The organism is Streptomyces sp. M92 (assembly GCF_028473745.1).
GTDB lineage: Bacteria > Actinomycetota > Actinomycetes > Streptomycetales > Streptomycetaceae > Streptomyces.
Window position 1 is genome coordinate 1,532,642 of record NZ_CP101137.1, and the last position, 15,285, is coordinate 1,547,926.

At 71.6% G+C, this 15,285-nt stretch carries 11 protein-coding genes and 4 tRNA genes; 5 read left to right on the forward strand and 10 right to left on the reverse strand.

The annotated features are described in order from the left end of the window. Nucleotides 1-14 precede the first annotated feature (14 nt). The 10 genes from M6G08_RS06860 to M6G08_RS06905 all read right to left on the reverse strand — a co-directional run bounded on the left by M6G08_RS06860 (nt 15) and on the right by M6G08_RS06905 (nt 9,043). Entirely contained in the window at nt 15-1,145 is a 1,131-nt protein-coding gene (locus M6G08_RS06860) for a dihydrofolate reductase family protein (RefSeq protein WP_272586296.1), read from the reverse strand. 57 nt (nt 1,146-1,202) lie between these two features. Then, a complete protein-coding gene (locus M6G08_RS06865) occupies nt 1,203-1,934 on the reverse strand; it encodes a hypothetical protein (protein WP_336298984.1) in 732 nt (243 codons plus the stop codon). Between the two features lie 228 nt (nt 1,935-2,162). Next, nucleotides 2,163-2,747: a hypothetical protein gene (locus M6G08_RS06870; protein ID WP_272586297.1), complete on the reverse strand. Its 585-nt coding sequence runs from the start codon at nt 2,745-2,747 to the stop codon at nt 2,163-2,165. Then, the gene (locus M6G08_RS06875) at nt 2,744-2,971 is read right to left on the reverse strand and encodes a hypothetical protein (protein ID WP_272586298.1); all 228 of its coding nucleotides are present in this window, start codon (nt 2,969-2,971) and stop codon (nt 2,744-2,746) included. Before M6G08_RS06875 ends, M6G08_RS06870 begins: the two co-directional genes overlap by 4 nt. Before the next feature lie 85 nt (nt 2,972-3,056). Further along, nucleotides 3,057-3,443, reverse strand: a complete 387-nt coding sequence (locus tag M6G08_RS06880; RefSeq protein ID WP_272586299.1) for a hypothetical protein — start codon at nt 3,441-3,443, stop codon at nt 3,057-3,059. 81 nt (nt 3,444-3,524) lie between these two features. Continuing rightward, nucleotides 3,525-3,597, reverse strand: a tRNA-Lys gene (locus M6G08_RS06885). A 148-nt stretch (nt 3,598-3,745) separates the two neighbouring features. Then, nucleotides 3,746-5,281, reverse strand: a complete 1,536-nt coding sequence (locus tag M6G08_RS06890; protein WP_272586300.1) for an amino acid permease — start codon at nt 5,279-5,281, stop codon at nt 3,746-3,748. Between the two features lie 161 nt (nt 5,282-5,442). Further along, complete coding sequence (locus M6G08_RS06895) at nt 5,443-7,662, reverse strand: DEAD/DEAH box helicase (RefSeq protein WP_272586301.1); 2,220 nt, start codon at nt 7,660-7,662, stop codon at nt 5,443-5,445. Nucleotides 7,663-8,000: 338 nt separating this feature from the next. Next, on the reverse strand, nt 8,001-8,567 hold the full coding sequence (locus M6G08_RS06900; RefSeq protein ID WP_272586302.1) for a hypothetical protein: 567 nt from the start codon (nt 8,565-8,567) through the stop codon (nt 8,001-8,003). Between the two features lie 125 nt (nt 8,568-8,692). Beyond that, nucleotides 8,693-9,043: a metallopeptidase family protein gene (locus M6G08_RS06905; RefSeq protein ID WP_043383624.1), complete on the reverse strand. Its 351-nt coding sequence runs from the start codon at nt 9,041-9,043 to the stop codon at nt 8,693-8,695. Nucleotides 9,044-9,135: 92 nt separating this feature from the next. On the opposite strand from M6G08_RS06905, the gene M6G08_RS06910 reads away from it, so the two are divergent. From M6G08_RS06910 to hrpA, 5 genes are all read left to right on the forward strand, one after another. After that, the gene (locus M6G08_RS06910) at nt 9,136-10,773 is read left to right on the forward strand and encodes a metallophosphoesterase family protein (RefSeq protein ID WP_272586303.1); all 1,638 of its coding nucleotides are present in this window, start codon (nt 9,136-9,138) and stop codon (nt 10,771-10,773) included. An 80-nt stretch (nt 10,774-10,853) separates the two neighbouring features. Continuing rightward, nucleotides 10,854-10,926, forward strand: a tRNA-Glu gene (locus tag M6G08_RS06915). A gap of 34 nt (nt 10,927-10,960) precedes the next feature. Further along, nucleotides 10,961-11,035, forward strand: a tRNA-Asp gene (locus tag M6G08_RS06920). A 24-nt stretch (nt 11,036-11,059) separates the two neighbouring features. Beyond that, nucleotides 11,060-11,133 (forward strand) — tRNA-Phe (locus M6G08_RS06925). Between the two features lie 106 nt (nt 11,134-11,239). Next, on the forward strand, nt 11,240-15,184 hold the full coding sequence (gene hrpA, locus M6G08_RS06930; RefSeq protein ID WP_272586304.1) for an ATP-dependent RNA helicase HrpA: 3,945 nt from the start codon (nt 11,240-11,242) through the stop codon (nt 15,182-15,184). The last annotated feature ends 101 nt before the right edge of the window (nt 15,185-15,285 follow it).

A 15,285-nucleotide genomic window follows, 5' to 3' on the forward strand; every position in this document is an offset into this window, starting at 1 on the left:
ACATCCGTATCTCCCTACCCCTCCAGATGGCGGTTCGGCGCCTTCGCCCGCCCCTCGTAATCCGGCAGTACGACGACGGTGGCGCCCTGCGCGGCGAGCACCCCGCTGCCGTCCGCGCCCGGCACGAAGGTGTCCGGCTCCCGCCAGGCCGTGACCACGCGGCGCACCCCCGCGTCGAGGATCAGCCGGGCGCACGGGGCCGGCCGGGAGGCGCGGCGGGCACACGGTTCCAGGCTGGAGTACACGGTGGCCGTGGCCAGCCGCGGGTCGCCCGGGCCGGTCTTGGCCAGCGCGGCCTCCTCCGCGTGCACCACGGCGTCCCCGCCCTCCCGCGAGTGCCCCCGCGCCAGCTCCGTGCCGTCGGCGGCGACCACGACCGCCCCCACGCTGAACGCCGTCCGAGACGGCGGGCACAGCTCGGCCAGCTCGCAGGCGAGCGCCAGCCAGTGCCGGTCGGCGGCGGTCACCCGGTGGCCGGTGCCGGGCGCCGTCGGCAGGTACCGCGTCAGTACGACGTCCTCGATGCGCCGCGCCTCCACCAGCCTGAGCCGCCCGCTCTGGTACCCGCCGGGCCCGAACAGCCGGGGCGCGTCCGGGTCGCCCACGAGGAGCGGCGCGAGCACGAGCTGAAGTTCGTCGGCGAGCTCCTGCCGCAGCAGCTGGGTGTGGACCGTCCCGCCGCCCTCGACCATCAGCCGCTCCACCCCTCGCCGGTCGTGCAGGTACTCCAGCGCCGTCCGCCAGTCGAGCACGGCACCGAGCGGCACGACGTCGGCGGCGATCCCGAGCGCGTGGGCCCGCCGGGCGCCCTCGTCCGTGGTCAGCAGTACCTTCTCCCCGCCCGTGTGCCAGAACCTGGCCGCCGGGTCCAGCTCGCCGGTGGCGCTGACGGTGACCTTGAGGGGGTACTCCGCCCGCCCCGCCGCGACCCGGGCGGCCCGCCGCTCGGGGGAGTTCACCAGCAGCCGCGGATTGTCGGCCCGGATCGTGCCGGCGCCGACGAGGATCGCGTCGACCGACGCCCGCACCTGGTCGACCCGGTCGAAGTCGGCGGGCGAGGAGAGCAGGAGCCGTTCGGGGCCGGTGTCGTCCAGGCAGCCGTCCAGGGAGACGGCGGCGGAGAGGAGGACGTAGGGAAGGGGCATGGCTGGCGCTCCGACGGACGGACGGATGGACGGACTGGGAGGGGCTGCCGAGGACCGTTACGTGCCCGTGAGACGGGCGAACCGCACCGGCTCGGCCAGGGCCTCCTCGGCATGGGGCACGTCCGCGGTACGGGCGGCGAGCGTCGCCACCGCGAGCCGGGCCGGCAGTGCCTCCGCGAACTTCAGGCCGCGCCCGGCCCGCTCGTCCACCTCGGGCAGGCACAGCCCCGAGGGGGCTTGGGGGACGGCAGCGGCCCAGCTTGCGGGGGTGACGTCCTCCCGGAGCGGCACCCACTGGTCGTGGGCCCGCCGATGCGGCACGACGACGGCTGACAGGGACGCGGCGAGGGTGGCGTTGGCCCGGTGGCCCGCCCAGGTCCACCAGCGGATGTCTCCTTCGGTGTGCCGGGTGACGAGAGTTCCGCCGGGGTGGACGGTGTGCAGGTGCCTGTCGTGGGCCTCGGCGAGTGCGGCGGCCGCGCGGGGCGTCAGCCGTACCGGCGGGTCCTCTCCGAGCAGGACGTCGCGGGCGGCGCGGGCGGGATGGAAGGAACGGACACGAACGGTCGCGAAACCGCTCCACCGTGCGCGTCCGCCCTCGTCGGCCGGTTCCACGGAGCAGCGCTTTCGGTTCCGGTCGATGTAGGTGACCAGCCAGTTGCGCCCCGCGAGCAGCAATTTGCGTGGGCCCTCGACGTGCTCGGTGAGCAGGTCCGGGTCGGTGCGGCCGATCTCGGCGCGGCCGTGGAACACGGTGAACTCGGGTGGGGCCGTGAAGACCGCTGTCAATGGTCGGCCGCGTAGAGCGCTGCGACGGACTTGGCGCGGCGACGCGCTCTCCTCGGACGATGCGGGCGGCTCCACGCCCCGGACTTCCGCAGACGACACCGGTGAACACTCTCCATCCCGCCCGACCCGCCGTGTGGACACGGCGTGCCCGCCCATCCTGCCAGTTCGGACCCGGGGAACGGCAGGACGGAGGCGAGTGGCAGCCGGAGGGGTGCCCCGAATCGCGTGCTACACCGGCACGCTGATCCGCCCGGCGAAGGCGTCGACGTCGTCCATGGCGCCGAGGACCCGGCGCGGGTCCGGGGCCGCGACGACGACCAGCACGTCGCAGCCGGCCTCCTCCACACGCCAGGCGTACCGCACGCCCGCGACGATCGTGCGGTCCTCCTCCGTCTGCGTGTAGCGCAGGGAGCGCAGACCGGTGCCCAGCGGCTCGGTGGTGAAGTCCTCGACCACCGCCTTCTCCACCAGGTACGGGTCCTCCGTGGTGACCAGTGCCCGCAGGTTCTCGTCCCGGTCGCCGTCCGCCTCGAAGGCCCCGACGTACACGGGCAGGGGCATGAGCCGCGGGTCCGGCAGGTGGAGGTAGACGTCGAAGCCGGGGTGGCTGCCCGGGAACTGCTCGGCGCAGGCTTGCAGGGTGGCGGCCAGGCCCTTGAGGTCCTTGCGGGTCGGATCGAGGTCGCTGTCGCCCCACCACGCCTCGGACATGTGGCGGGCCCACTGCTTGGGGCCCTTCCAGGGGGTCGTCTCCCACGTGTCCGGGAGCTTCATCCACAGGTCGGTGTCGTAGTCCACATGCGGCCAGCTCACGCGCGGCTCCATCGGAAGGTGGTCATCATCGCGTCGAAGAGTTCCACGAAGAGGTCGGCGATCGCGTCCTCGGGGTCGCCCGCGCCGAGAGTGGAGAAGACGACGCCGAGCCAGCGGCCTTGGTCCTCGGGGACGGGTACGACGTAGTCGACGCGGCGCGAGGCGAGTTCGCCGCCGGCCGGGGCGTCGGCGGCGACCGTCCGCTCCGTACGGACCGCGCGCACGCCGTCGAGTTCGACGACGCTCGTCTCGCCGCCCCGGCCCGGTGCTTGCCGACGCGGCGGAGGGCCATCCAGGTGGGCACCCCGTCTACCCCCGCTCGCCCCCGAACCACGCCGTGAGGCGTGGGCGTTCGCTCGTGTCGTTGGTGCAGGCGACGGCGTAGGAGGTGATCGTGACGGCCATCGTGGCGCGGCCGGACTCGACCGAGAAGTCCGAGTACGCCCACGGGCTGGGGATGCCGGCGGGGCCGGCCGAGGGTGTGGGGGAGGGCGTGGGGGACGGTTCGGGGCGGTACCGTTCGGCGGCCCGGTCGAGGGCGGCCTGGTCCACGCGGCACTCGGGGGTCACCGGCTGCCCCAGGTACCAGCCCGCGACGAAGACGCCGTAGACCACGGCGGCGGCGCCGAGGCGGCGCGGGGTGACTATGCGGGGGCGGAGGTCAACCCCGTCCGGACCGGGGGGAGTTGCACGCATGACGAGGGACTCTACAGCTGGGCATTGGTGCGCATGACAAAGACCCCAGCTCGTTCACTCTGTGAGCTGGGGTCCGGCCGGTAGGCCCTGTGGGACTCGAACCCACAACCAATGGATTAAAAGTCCACTGCTCTGCCAATTGAGCTAAGGGCCCAGGGGGTGCCGCGCGGTGTTGCGTGATGTTGCCATACCGAGCATAGCCCGACGCGGCCGGGACTCCGATCGGGTATCCCGGTCACGGCCGCGTCGCGCTCGTCGTATCGCGGTCACGGCCGCGTCGCGCTCGTCGTATCGCGGCGGTGTCACGGGTCCACCGGCTCGGGCGCGTTCGCGCGGGCCGCCGCGCGGGCCCGGGTGCGTTCGTGGTCGGGGTTGAGGAACCAGTGGCGGGCCGAGGCCAGCCACCAGGTCGCGGCGAAGCCGAGGACGGCCAGGACGGCGACCGGCGCGTAGTTGAAGGTCTCCCAGGTCACCGGCGAGACCTGCGGCAGCATGAACAGGACCGTGATGACGCAGACCCACGTCACCGCGACCACGCCCACCACCTGCGACCAGCGGCCCAGGTGCCACGGGCCCCGGGCGAAGGCGGCTCCCTTGCGCACCCGCAGCAGGGTCGGGATGACGTAGGAGATGTAGAGGCCGATGACGGCGATCGACGTCACCGCCGCGTACGCCGTGACGTTGATCAGGTAGGGCAGGCCCAGGGCGAGTGCGCCCAGGGCGGCCAGCCAGACGGCCGCGACCGGCGTGCGGGTGCGCGGGCTCACCGTGTGCCAGATGTGCGAGAAGGGCAGCGCCCCGTCGCGCGAGAAGGCGTAGATCATGCGGCTGTTGGCCGTCACCGAGGCCATCCCGCAGAACAGCTGGGCCCCGATGACGACGAGGAGGAGCAGCTTGCCCGCGGTGGCGCCGAGCGCGTCGAGCAGGATCTGCGCGGGCGGCGCGCCGGTGGGGGACGTCAGGGCGCCCTCGTAGGACTGGATGGCGAACGTGAAGCCGAGAAGGAGGACGAAGCCGGCGATCCAGGACGTCCAGATGGAGCGGACGATGCCCTTGGGGCCCGCCGTCGACGCGTCGTGCGTCTCCTCGGTCATGTGGGCGGAGGCGTCGTAGCCCGTGAAGGTGTACTGGGCCATCAGGAGGCCGATGAGGACCACGTAGACGCCGCTGCCCCAGCCCGTGTTGTTGACGAACTCGCCGAAGACGAAGGACGCCGACTGGTGCCGGTCCGGCGCGAAGGTCAGCGCCCCGACGATCACCGCCACACCGACGACGTGCCACCAGACGCTGATGCTGTTCAGGAGGCCGACGATGCGGACACCGAAGGTGTTCAGCAGGCCGTGGAGGATCAGGATGGCCGCGAAGAGGAGGATCGTGCGGCCGGGGGTGACCTCGAAGCCGAACTGGAGGTTCAGGTAGGCGCCCAGGAAGGACGCAGCGCCGAAGTCGATGCCGGCGGTGACCGCGACCTGGCCGAGCACGTTGAACCAGCCCGTGAACCAGGCCCAGGCGGCGGCCGTACGGGGCGGCGCGAGGCGGTGCGCCCAGAAGTACAGGCCCGCCGAGGTCGGGTACGCCGAGCAGATCTCGGCCATCGCCAGGCCGACGAAGAGGGTCATCAGGCCGACGGCGACCCAGCCCCACGTGATGACCGCGGGGCCGCCCGTGTTCATGCCGAAGAGGTAGAGGGTCAGGCAGCCGGAGAGGACCGAGATGATGGTGAAGGAGACCGCGTAGTTGGAGAACGCCGACATGCGGCGAGCCAGAACCTGGGTGTAGCCGAGCTGGGCCAGCCGTTCCTCGTCCGAAAGCCCGCTCGCCTTGGCGTCATCTGTCATGCCCCCAGCAATTTCCCTGCGGGGGACGTGACATGCGTCACTCCATGGCCGAAAGCCAGTCCGGAGCGCGGCAAGCGAAAGCGCCGTGGCCTCCGCCCGGTGAGGGCGGAGGCCACGGCGCTCGGTACTACTCGGCGTCGGCCGTCGCGTCAGCCGTCGCGTCAGCCGTTGCGCTTCCAGCGCGGCTTGTCGTCACGGCGGCCGAAGGAGGAACCGCGGTGGTCGTCGCGGCGGCCGTACGGGCGGTCGTGCCCGCCGGAGCGGAAGCCGGGACGGTCGCCCTGGCGGTCGCGGTTGTACGGACGGTCGCTGCCGCGGTGGCCGCCGCGGTCGTCACGGCGGTCGAAGGAACGGCCACCACGCTCGTCGCGACGCTCGAAGGAGCGGCCGCCACGGTCGTCACGGCGGTCGTTCCGGTCGTCACGGCGGAAGCCGCCACGGTCACCACGGTCGTCACGGCGGTCGAAGGAACGGCCACCACGGTCGTCGCGACGGTCGAAGGAACGGCCACCACGCTCGTCACGGCGCTCGAACGAACGGCCACCACGCTCGTTCCGGTCGTCACGGCGGAAGCCGCCACGGTCACCACGGTCGTCGCGACGGTCGAAGGAACGGCCACCACGCTCGTCACGGCGCTCGAACGAACGGCCACCACGCTCGTTCCGGTCGTCACGGCGGAAGCCGCCACGGTCACCACGGTCGTCACGGCGGTCGAAGGAACGGCCACCACGCTCGTCACGGCGCTCGAACGAACGGCCACCACGCTCGTCGCGACGGTCGTCACGGCGCTCGTCACGGCGGTCGAAGGAACGGTCCCGGCCGTTGCCGCCGCTCCGCTCCGGCCTCTCCGTCTTCTCCACGTCCCGCGCGCCCGGCTGCTCGGGCACCACGGCCTCGGCCTGGGCCTCGGTCGCGGCGGCCACCTCGGCCAGGACCGTCTCCGGGTCCTCGCCGCGCTCCCGCGCGACCCGGGCGACGAGGCGGTCCGCCTCCTCGCGCAGCTCGGTGGCGCGGCGCTGGGCCCGCTCCAGCTCCTTGGTGAGCTGGGTGACCTCACGCTCGGCCTGCTGCGCCGCGTTGCCCGCGGACTCGGCCTGGACCTCGGTCATCGACCGGGCGCCGGTGATCTCGGCGACCTCCGGGTCGAAGGCCGCGCCGCCCTGGATGATGTGGCGCGTGGCGTCGACGCCCGCGTCCTCCATCAGCCGGAAGATCTGGCGGCGCTGGTGCGGCAGGGAGAGGGACACGACGGTGCCGGTGCGGCCCGCGCGCGCCGTACGGCCGGCGCGGTGCAGGTAGTCCTTGTGGTCGCCGGCCGGGTCCACGTTCAGGACCAGGTCGATGCCGTCGACGTGGATGCCGCGCGCGGCGACGTCGGTGGCGACCAGGACGTTGACGTAGCCGTCCTTGAAGTCGGCCAGCGTGCGGGTGCGCGCGCCCTGGGTCATGCCGCCGTGCAGCGCGTCCGCCTTGGCGCCGGCGTCCCGCAGCTGCTCGGCGACGCGGTCGGCGCCCAGCTGGGTGCGGACGAAGATGATGGTGCGGCCCTTGCGGGAGGCGATGGCCGCGGTGACCGGCGCCTTGTCCTTGGGCTTCACGACCAGGATGTGGTGGGACATGGTCGTCACCGCGCCCTGGGCCGCGTCGACCTCGTGGCTGACCGGGTCCTTCAGGTACCGCTCGACGAGGGTCTTGATCTCGTTCTCCATCGTGGCGGAGAACAGCATCCGCTGACCGCCCGCCGGGACCTGGTCGAGCAGCTCGGTGACCTCGGGCATGAAGCCCAGGTCGGACATCTGGTCGGCCTCGTCGAGGACCGCGATCTGCACGTTCTCCAGGGAGCAGGCGCCGCGGTTGATGATGTCGCGCAGCCGGCCCGGGGTGGCGACCAGGATGTCGACGCCCTTCTCCAGGGCGTAGATCTGGTTGCCCATCGAGGTGCCGCCGCAGACGACCTTCATCCGCAGGCCGACGACGTCGCCGTACGGCTGGAGCGCGTCGGCCACCTGCATGGCCAGCTCGCGGGTCGGGGTGAGGATGACGGCGCGGGGCTTGTGCTTCTCGGTGCGGCCGCCGGCGAGCTGCGCCAGCGTCGGCAGACCGAAGGAGAGGGTCTTGCCGGAGCCGGTGCGGCCCCGGCCGAGGATGTCCTTGCCGGCCAGGGCGTCCGGGATGGTCGCGGCCTGGATCGGGAAGGGGGTGGTCACGCCGTTCTGCGCGAGCTTGCGCACGACGCCCTCGGGGAGGCCGAGGTCCGCGAAGGTGACCTCGGGGGCCTGCGGGGTCTCGGGGGACGTGGAGGCCTCGACGGCCTCCGGGGTGCCCTCTACGCCCTCGGCGTTCTCGGGCACGACGACGTGATCAGTACTGGTCATGGACATGCGAATGCGAAACCTTCCGGAGTCTCTCGTCGGCACGCGCCCGTCAACTCCGTGAATCGCGATTCGCAATACGACCGCCTCGATGCGGTCCACCACGGCAGGGGGAGAGTACGCGCCACACGGCGCGCTCTGCGGTGGCGCCGGGCAAATGGGATCAAACGATCTACCACCATACGCACCCCCCACCCCAGAAGGCAAACCGATCAGCGACCGACTAGCACATGCCCAGCTCAGCCCGGCTGCCGGGCCCCGTCCGGTACGCCGCCTGCTCCGTCCGTCACGCCACGGCCCCGTCCGGTACGCCGCCTGCTCCGTCCGTCACGCCACGGCCCCGTCCGCTACGCCGGTGCCCCGGCCGTCGGCGCCGGCTCCCGTTGCGCCAGCTGGGTCCCCGGCGGCTGGTGCGCCGACGACGACGGCTCCGCCGTCGAGGGCTCCGGCGACGGCGAGGCGGGCGGCTCCTCGGTCGGCGTCGGCTCGGGCTCGGGCGTCCGCGTCGGCTGCACGGGCGGCGTCCGGGTCGGCGCGGGTTCGTCGTCCCCGTCCTCCACCGGCGGCGGCTGCGTCAGACCGGCGGGCGGCTCGGCCGCGGGGGACTCGCCCTTCCGCTCCTCGCCGTCACCACCGTCCTCGCCCTTGCCTTTGCCCTCGTCCTCGTCCCCGTCCTCGCCCTTCTTCCCCTTGCCGCGCCCGCGCTTCTCGTCGGCCGCCGCCGCTCCGTAGCCGACGTTGCCGCCCGACACGGCGGGCCCGCCGTCCGGCGCCGCACCGCCCTGCTCCCCGGCGGAGTGCGAGGGCCTGGCGCCCCCGCCGGACGCGTCGTCGCCGACGCTCATACAGCCGGCGGCAGCGGCGACGGCCACGGCGGTGGCGGCCAGACGGACGGGTACGTACAAGGGGCGCACGGGCGGCCACCTCCGGGGCTCAGGAGTCGCTGTGCCCAACTCCCGTCACCCACAAGAGGACACGCGCCGCGCCCCGCGGACCTTGACCCGAGCGCGTCAGCCGTACCCGAGCCGGGCGACGGCGCTCACCCGTACCCGAGGGCGTGCAGACGCGCGTCGTCGATGCCGAAGTGGTGCGCGATCTCGTGCACCACCGTCACCTCGGTCTCCGCGACCACGTCCTCGCGTGTCTCGCAGAACCGCAGCGTCGGCCCCCGGTAGATGGTGATCCGGTCCGGCAGCACCCCCGCGTACCACTCCCCGCGCTCCGTCAGCGGCGTCCCCTCGTACAGCCCGAGCAGCTCGGGATCGTCGGCCGGCGGCTCGTCCTCGACGAACACCGCGACGTTGTCCATCAGCCGCGTCAGCTCCGGCGGAATCCGGTCCAGGGCCTCTGCGACCAGTTCCTCGAACTCCTCGCGCGTCATCTCCAGCACAGGGCCCATTGTCGGGTACGACCGTGGGGTACGACACAGACCGCACCGAAGCCCGCCGCATACCCGCCCCGGGCCTTGGGCATACGGGACCAATGGCCCGCGTCCCCGCCGCAGTCCAGCACGTCCTGGCCGAGGTGATGAACCCCATCCGCAACGCGCCGCGCGCCCTCATCCACCGCCACCGCACCCACCGCACCCGCCGGACGCCCGCGGCGGTCCAGTTCGCCCTCCGGCCACGGCCCCGGTCGGGCCCCTGGACCCGCGCCGCCGGACTCGTCTCCGTCGTGCTGCTCGGGGCCTGGCTCGGCCTGCTGGTCGTGGGCGACGTCCGCGTGCCCGTCGGCCCCATGGACACCACGATGACCCTGCGCCCGTCCGTCAGCGGCGGCACGAAGATCAACGTCTCCCCGCTGGGCGCCCTCCGGCTCGACAGCCACGTCGCCCCCGTCCGCCTCGACGTCAACGTCGACCAGCTCGACCCCGACCGCGCCGCCGCACTGGTCGACCACCCCGAACGCCTCTCCGGCCTCCAGGACGAGGTTGCCCGGGACGTCGGACGCGGCACCCTCGACCTCGCCGTCCGCTCCTGCGTCGCCGTCGTCACCGGCGCCACCGCCCTCGGCCTCGCCGTCTACCGCCGCCCCCGGCGCGCCCTCGCCGCCGGCGGACTCGCCCTCACCCTCCTGGTCGCCTCCGGCGGCACCGCCTACGCCACCTGGAACCCCGACTCCGTCCTGGAGCCGAAGTTCTCCGGCCTGCTCTCCTCCGCGCCCTCCCTGGTCGGCGACGCACGCAGCATCGTCACCGAGTTCGACGTCTACCAGAAGGAGCTGGCCCGCCTGGTCACGAACGTGACCAAGCTCTACGACGCCACCTCCACGCTCCCCGCCTACCAGCCCGACCCGACCACGATCCGCGTCCTGCACGTGTCCGACATCCACCTGAACCCGGCGAGCTGGAAGATCATCGCCTCGCTGGTGGAGCAGTACCAGGTGAACGTGATCGTCGACTCCGGCGACACCATGGACCACGGCACGGCCGCGGAGAACGGCTTCCTGGACCCCATCGAGGACCTCGGCGCCCCCTACGTCTGGGTCCGCGGCAACCACGACTCCCGCGTCACCCAGAAGTACCTCCAGGGCCTGAAGAACGTGCACGTCCTCGACGACGGCCGCGCCCGGACCGTCGCGGGCCTGCGCTTCGCCGGCATCGGCGACCCGCAGTACACCCCCGACCGCTCCAAGCCGGACGGCGCCGAGGCGTCCCAGGAACTGGCCGGCGCCCGCCTCGCCTCCGCCCTGCGCGACCAGCGCGCGGCGGGCACGCCGGTCGACATCGCCATCGCCCACGAGCCGTCCGCCGCCCGCGAGGTCGACGGCGAGGTACCGCTGGTGCTCGCCGGCCATCTGCACCGCGAGGACATGGAGGTCATGGAGTACGGCACCCGGCTGCGCATCGAGGGCTCCACCGGCGGCAGCGGCCTGCGCGCGGTCGAGGGCGAGTACCCCGACCCGATCCAGGCGTCGATCCTCTACTTCGACCGCGACAGCCGGCGCCTCCAGGCGTGGGACGAGATCGAGCTCGGCGGCCTGGGTCTGACGACGGCCGAGGTCAGCCGCCACCTCCCCAAGGAGAACCAGCCCGGCGCGACCCCGTCCCCGACCGGTTCCGGCCCCTCACCCACGGGGAGCACGCCCGCGCCCACCGCCCCTTCCCCGACCCCTCCGTAAACCGTTTTGGCGATACCTCCCGCCATCCCATATGCTTCTCACGTCCCCGACGCGCTGAGAAGCGCCCAGGCGGGCCGATAGCCCTCATCGTCTAGCGGCCTAGGACGCCGCCCTTTCAAGGCGGTAGCACGGGTTCGAATCCCGTTGGGGGCACGCAGTACATGTGCGACACTGTCGTACGAAGCTTGGTCCTGTGGAGCAGTTTGGAGTGCTCGCCACCCTGTCAAGGTGGAGGCCGCGGGTTCAAATCCCGTCAGGACCGCTGAGGTTTCACGTGAAACCTCGCGGCTGGGTAGCTCAGTTGGTACGAGCGATCGCCTGAAAAGCGATAGGTCGCCGGTTCGACCCCGGCCCCAGCCACAGCAAAGGCCCCGATCTTCGGATCGGGGCCTTGTTGTGTCGGCCGCTGTCCGGTGGACAAAAGCGTTCGCCAGGTTTTTCCGTCGGATGAGATCCTGGAACCCGTATGTCTACGCATCCCGCCCCCACTCTCGGCACTCTCGCCCCTCGGCTGACCGAGCTGTCGCTGCGCGACGCGCACCGGCTCGGCCGGAGGCTGGAGGGTGCGCGGAAGATCCGTAAGCCGGAGGCCCGGGCCGCCGTTCTCGCCGAGATCGAGGCGGAGGTGGCCAAGGCCGAGCAGCGCGTCAGTGAGCGTCGGGCGCGGGTGCCCGCCGTCAGCTATCCCGAGCAGCTGCCCGTCAGTCAGAAGAAGGACGAGATCGCGGCCGCCATCCGCGATCATCAGGTCGTCATCGTCGCCGGTGAGACCGGGTCCGGCAAGACTACGCAGATCCCGAAGATCTGCGTGGAGCTGGGGCGTGGCGTCCGCGGCATGATCGGGCACACCCAGCCCCGGCGGATCGCCGCCCGCACCGTCGCCGAGCGGGTGGCGGACGAGCTGGACACGCCGCTCGGTGAGGCCGTGGGCTGGAAGGTACGGTTCACCGACCAGGTGAACCCGGACGCCACCTTCATCAAGCTGATGACGGACGGCATCCTGCTCGCCGAGATCCAGACCGACCGCGAGCTGCGCGCCTACGACACGATCATCATCGACGAGGCGCACGAGCGGTCCCTCAACATCGACTTCCTGCTCGGGTACCTGGCCCAGCTGCTGCCGAAGCGCCCGGACCTGAAGGTCGTCATCACCTCGGCGACCATCGACCCCGAGCGGTTCTCCCGGCACTTCGGCGACGCGCCGATCATCGAGGTCAGCGGGCGGACGTACCCCGTGGAGGTGCGGTACCGGCCGCTCCTCGAAGAGGACGGGGACGACGCCGACCGGGACCAGATCACCGCGATCACCGATGCCGTCGAGGAGCTGATGGGCGAGGGGAAGGGCGACATCCTCGTCTTCCTCTCCGGTGAGCGCGAGATCCGGGACACGGCGGACGCGCTGGAGAAGAAGAAGTACCGGTTCACGGAAGTGCTGCCGCTGTACGCGCGGCTGTCGCACGCCGAGCAGCACCGTGTCTTCCAGCAGCACACCGGGCGCAGGATCGTTCTGGCGACCAACGTCGCCGAGACCTCCCTCACCGTCCCCGGCATCAAGTACGTCATCGACCCGGGGTTCGCCCGGATCTCCCGCTACAGCCACCGCACCAAGGTCCAGCGGCTGCCGATCGAGCCGATCTCACAGGCCAGCGCCAACCAGCGCAAGGGCCGCTGCGGCCGTACGTCCGACGGCATCTGCATCCGGCTTTACTCCGAGGACGACTTCGACGCCCGGCCGGAGTTCACGGACGCGGAGATCCTCCGGACCAACCTGGCCTCCGTCATCCTCCAGATGACCGCGGCCGGCCTCGGCGACATCGAGAAGTTCCCGTTCATCGACCCGCCGGACCACCGCAACATCCGCGACGGCGTGCAGCTCCTCCAGGAGCTGGGCGCGCTCGACCCCGCGCAGAAGGACGTACGCAAGCGGCTCACCGACACCGGCCGCAAGCTGGCGCAGCTGCCCGTGGACCCGCGGCTGGCCCGGATGGTGCTGGAGGCCGACAAGAACGGCTGTGTCCGCGAGGTCATGGTCATAGCGGCGGCGCTGTCCATCCAGGACCCCCGGGAGCGGCCGGCGGAGAAGCAGGCGCAGGCGGACCAGCAGCACGCCCGCTTCAAGGACGAGACCAGCGACTTCCTGGCGTTCCTGAACCTGTGGCGGTACGTGCGCGAGCAGCAGAAGGAGCGCGGCTCGTCGTCCTTCCGCCGGATGTGCAAGCAGGAGTACCTGAACTTCCTGCGCATCCGCGAGTGGCAGGACATCTACACCCAGCTGCGCACGGTCGCCAAGCAGATGGGCATCCACCTCGACGACCAGGACGCCCCCGAGGACCGCATCCACGTGTCGCTGCTGGCGGGCCTCCTCTCCCACGTCGGAATGAAGGACGTGAAGGAGGGCGCGAAGAACGAGTACCTGGGGGCGCGGAACGCCAAGTTCGCGATCTTCCCGGGCTCGGCGCTCTTCAAGAAGCCGCCGCGGTTCGTGATGTCCGCCGAGCTGGTCGAGACCTCCCGGCTCTGGGCCCGCGTCAACGCGAAGATCGAACCGGAGTGGGTGGAGCCGCTGGCCGGGCACCTCCTCAAGCGCACCTACAGCGAGCCGCACTGGGAGAAGGACCAGGCGGCCGTGATGGCGTACGAGAAGGTGACGCTGTACGGCGTGCCGATCGTGGCGCAGCGCAAGGTGAACTACGGGCGGATCGATCCGGAGGTCAGCCGTGAGCTGTTCATCCGCAACGCCCTGGTCGAGGGCGACTGGCGTACGCACCACAAGTTCTTCTCGGACAACCGCAAGCTGCTGACCGAGGTCGAGGAGCTGGAGCACCGCGCCCGGCGCCGGGACATCCTGGTCGACGACGAGACGCTGTACGACTTCTACGACCAGCGGGTGCCCGAACACGTCGTCTCGGGCGCCCACTTCGACTCGTGGTGGAAGCACAAGCGGCACGAGCAGCCCGACTTCCTCGACTTCGAGCGCGAGATGCTCATCAACGAGAAGGCGGGCGCGGTCACCAAGGACGACTACCCGGACTCCTGGCGGCAGGGGCCGCTGAAGCTCCGGGTGACGTACCAGTTCGAGCCGGGCGCGGACGCGGACGGCGTGACCGTCCACGTGCCGCTCCAGGTGCTGAACCAGGTGACGGACGAGGGCTTCGACTGGCAGATCCCGGGGCTGCGGGAGCAGGTGGTCACGGAGCTGATCCGGTCGCTGCCGAAGCCGATCCGCCGCAACTACGTCCCGGCCCCGAACTACGCGCAGAAGTTCCTGCAGCGGGCGGTACCGCTCCAGGAGCCGCTGACGGTGACCATGGCGCGGGAGCTGAAGCGCATGGTGGGGGTGCCCTTCGACGCGGAGGACTTCGACTGGGCGAAGGTCCCCGACCACCTCAGGATCACGTTCCGGATCGTCGACGAGCGGCGGCGCAAGCTGGCCGAGGACAAGGACCTCGAGGCGCTGAAGCTCCGGTTGAGGCCGAAGGCGCGCAAGGCGCTGTCGCAGGCCGCGGCGGCCACCGCCGTGCGCAGTGGCGGCGAGTCGCTGGAGCGCTCCGGTCTGACCGACTGGACGATCGGCACCCTGTCGCGGGTCTTCGAGACGCGCCGGGCGGGCCAGCCGGTGAAGGCGTACCCGGCGCTGGTCGACGACGGCGACACCGTCTCCGTGCGGCTCTTCGACACCGAGGCCGAGCAGGCGCAGGCGATGTGGAAGGGCACGCGCCGGCTGATCCTGCGCAACATCCCGGTCAACCCGGCGAAGTTCGCGTCCGAGAAGCTGACCAACCAGCAGAAGCTGAACCTGTCCGCGAATCCGCACGGTTCCATCCAGGCGCTGTTCGACGACTGTGCCATGGCGGCGGCGGACAAGCTGATCGCCGACTTCGGCGGCCCGGCGTGGGACGAGGAGTCGTACCGGAAGCTCTACGACAAGGTCCGCGCGGAGATCGTCGACACGACCGTTCGCACGGTGGGGCAGGTGCGGCAGGTGCTGGCGGCCTGGCAGGCGTGCGAGCGGCGCCTGAAGGCCGTCCGGAGCCCCGCGCTGCTGGCGAACCTCCAGGACGTGCGGGGGCAGCTGGACGCGCTGGTGAAGCCCGGTTTCGTGACGGAGGCCGGGATCAGGCGGCTGCCGGACCTGATGCGCTACCTGGTCGCCGCGGACCGGAGGCTGCAGCAGATGCCGACCGGCGTCCAGCGGGACACGTCCCGGATGGAGAAGGTCCACGAGATGCGGGACGAGTACGCCTGGCTGCTGGAGCAGATGCCGCGGGGCCGGCCGGTGCCGCAGCAGGTCCTGGAGGTGCGCTGGATGATCGAGGAGCTGCGGGTCAGCTACTTCGCGCACGCGCTGGGCACGGCGTACCCCGTCTCCGACAAGCGGATCGTGAAGGCGATCGACGCGCTGGCGCCGTAGCCGACGCACGTGACGAGGCGTGTACGGAGGGTGAGTTCGACCCGGGGCTCCCCCTCCTGTACAGTCTCTTCTCGCAGCGCAACGCAAGAAAAGCGCCGCGA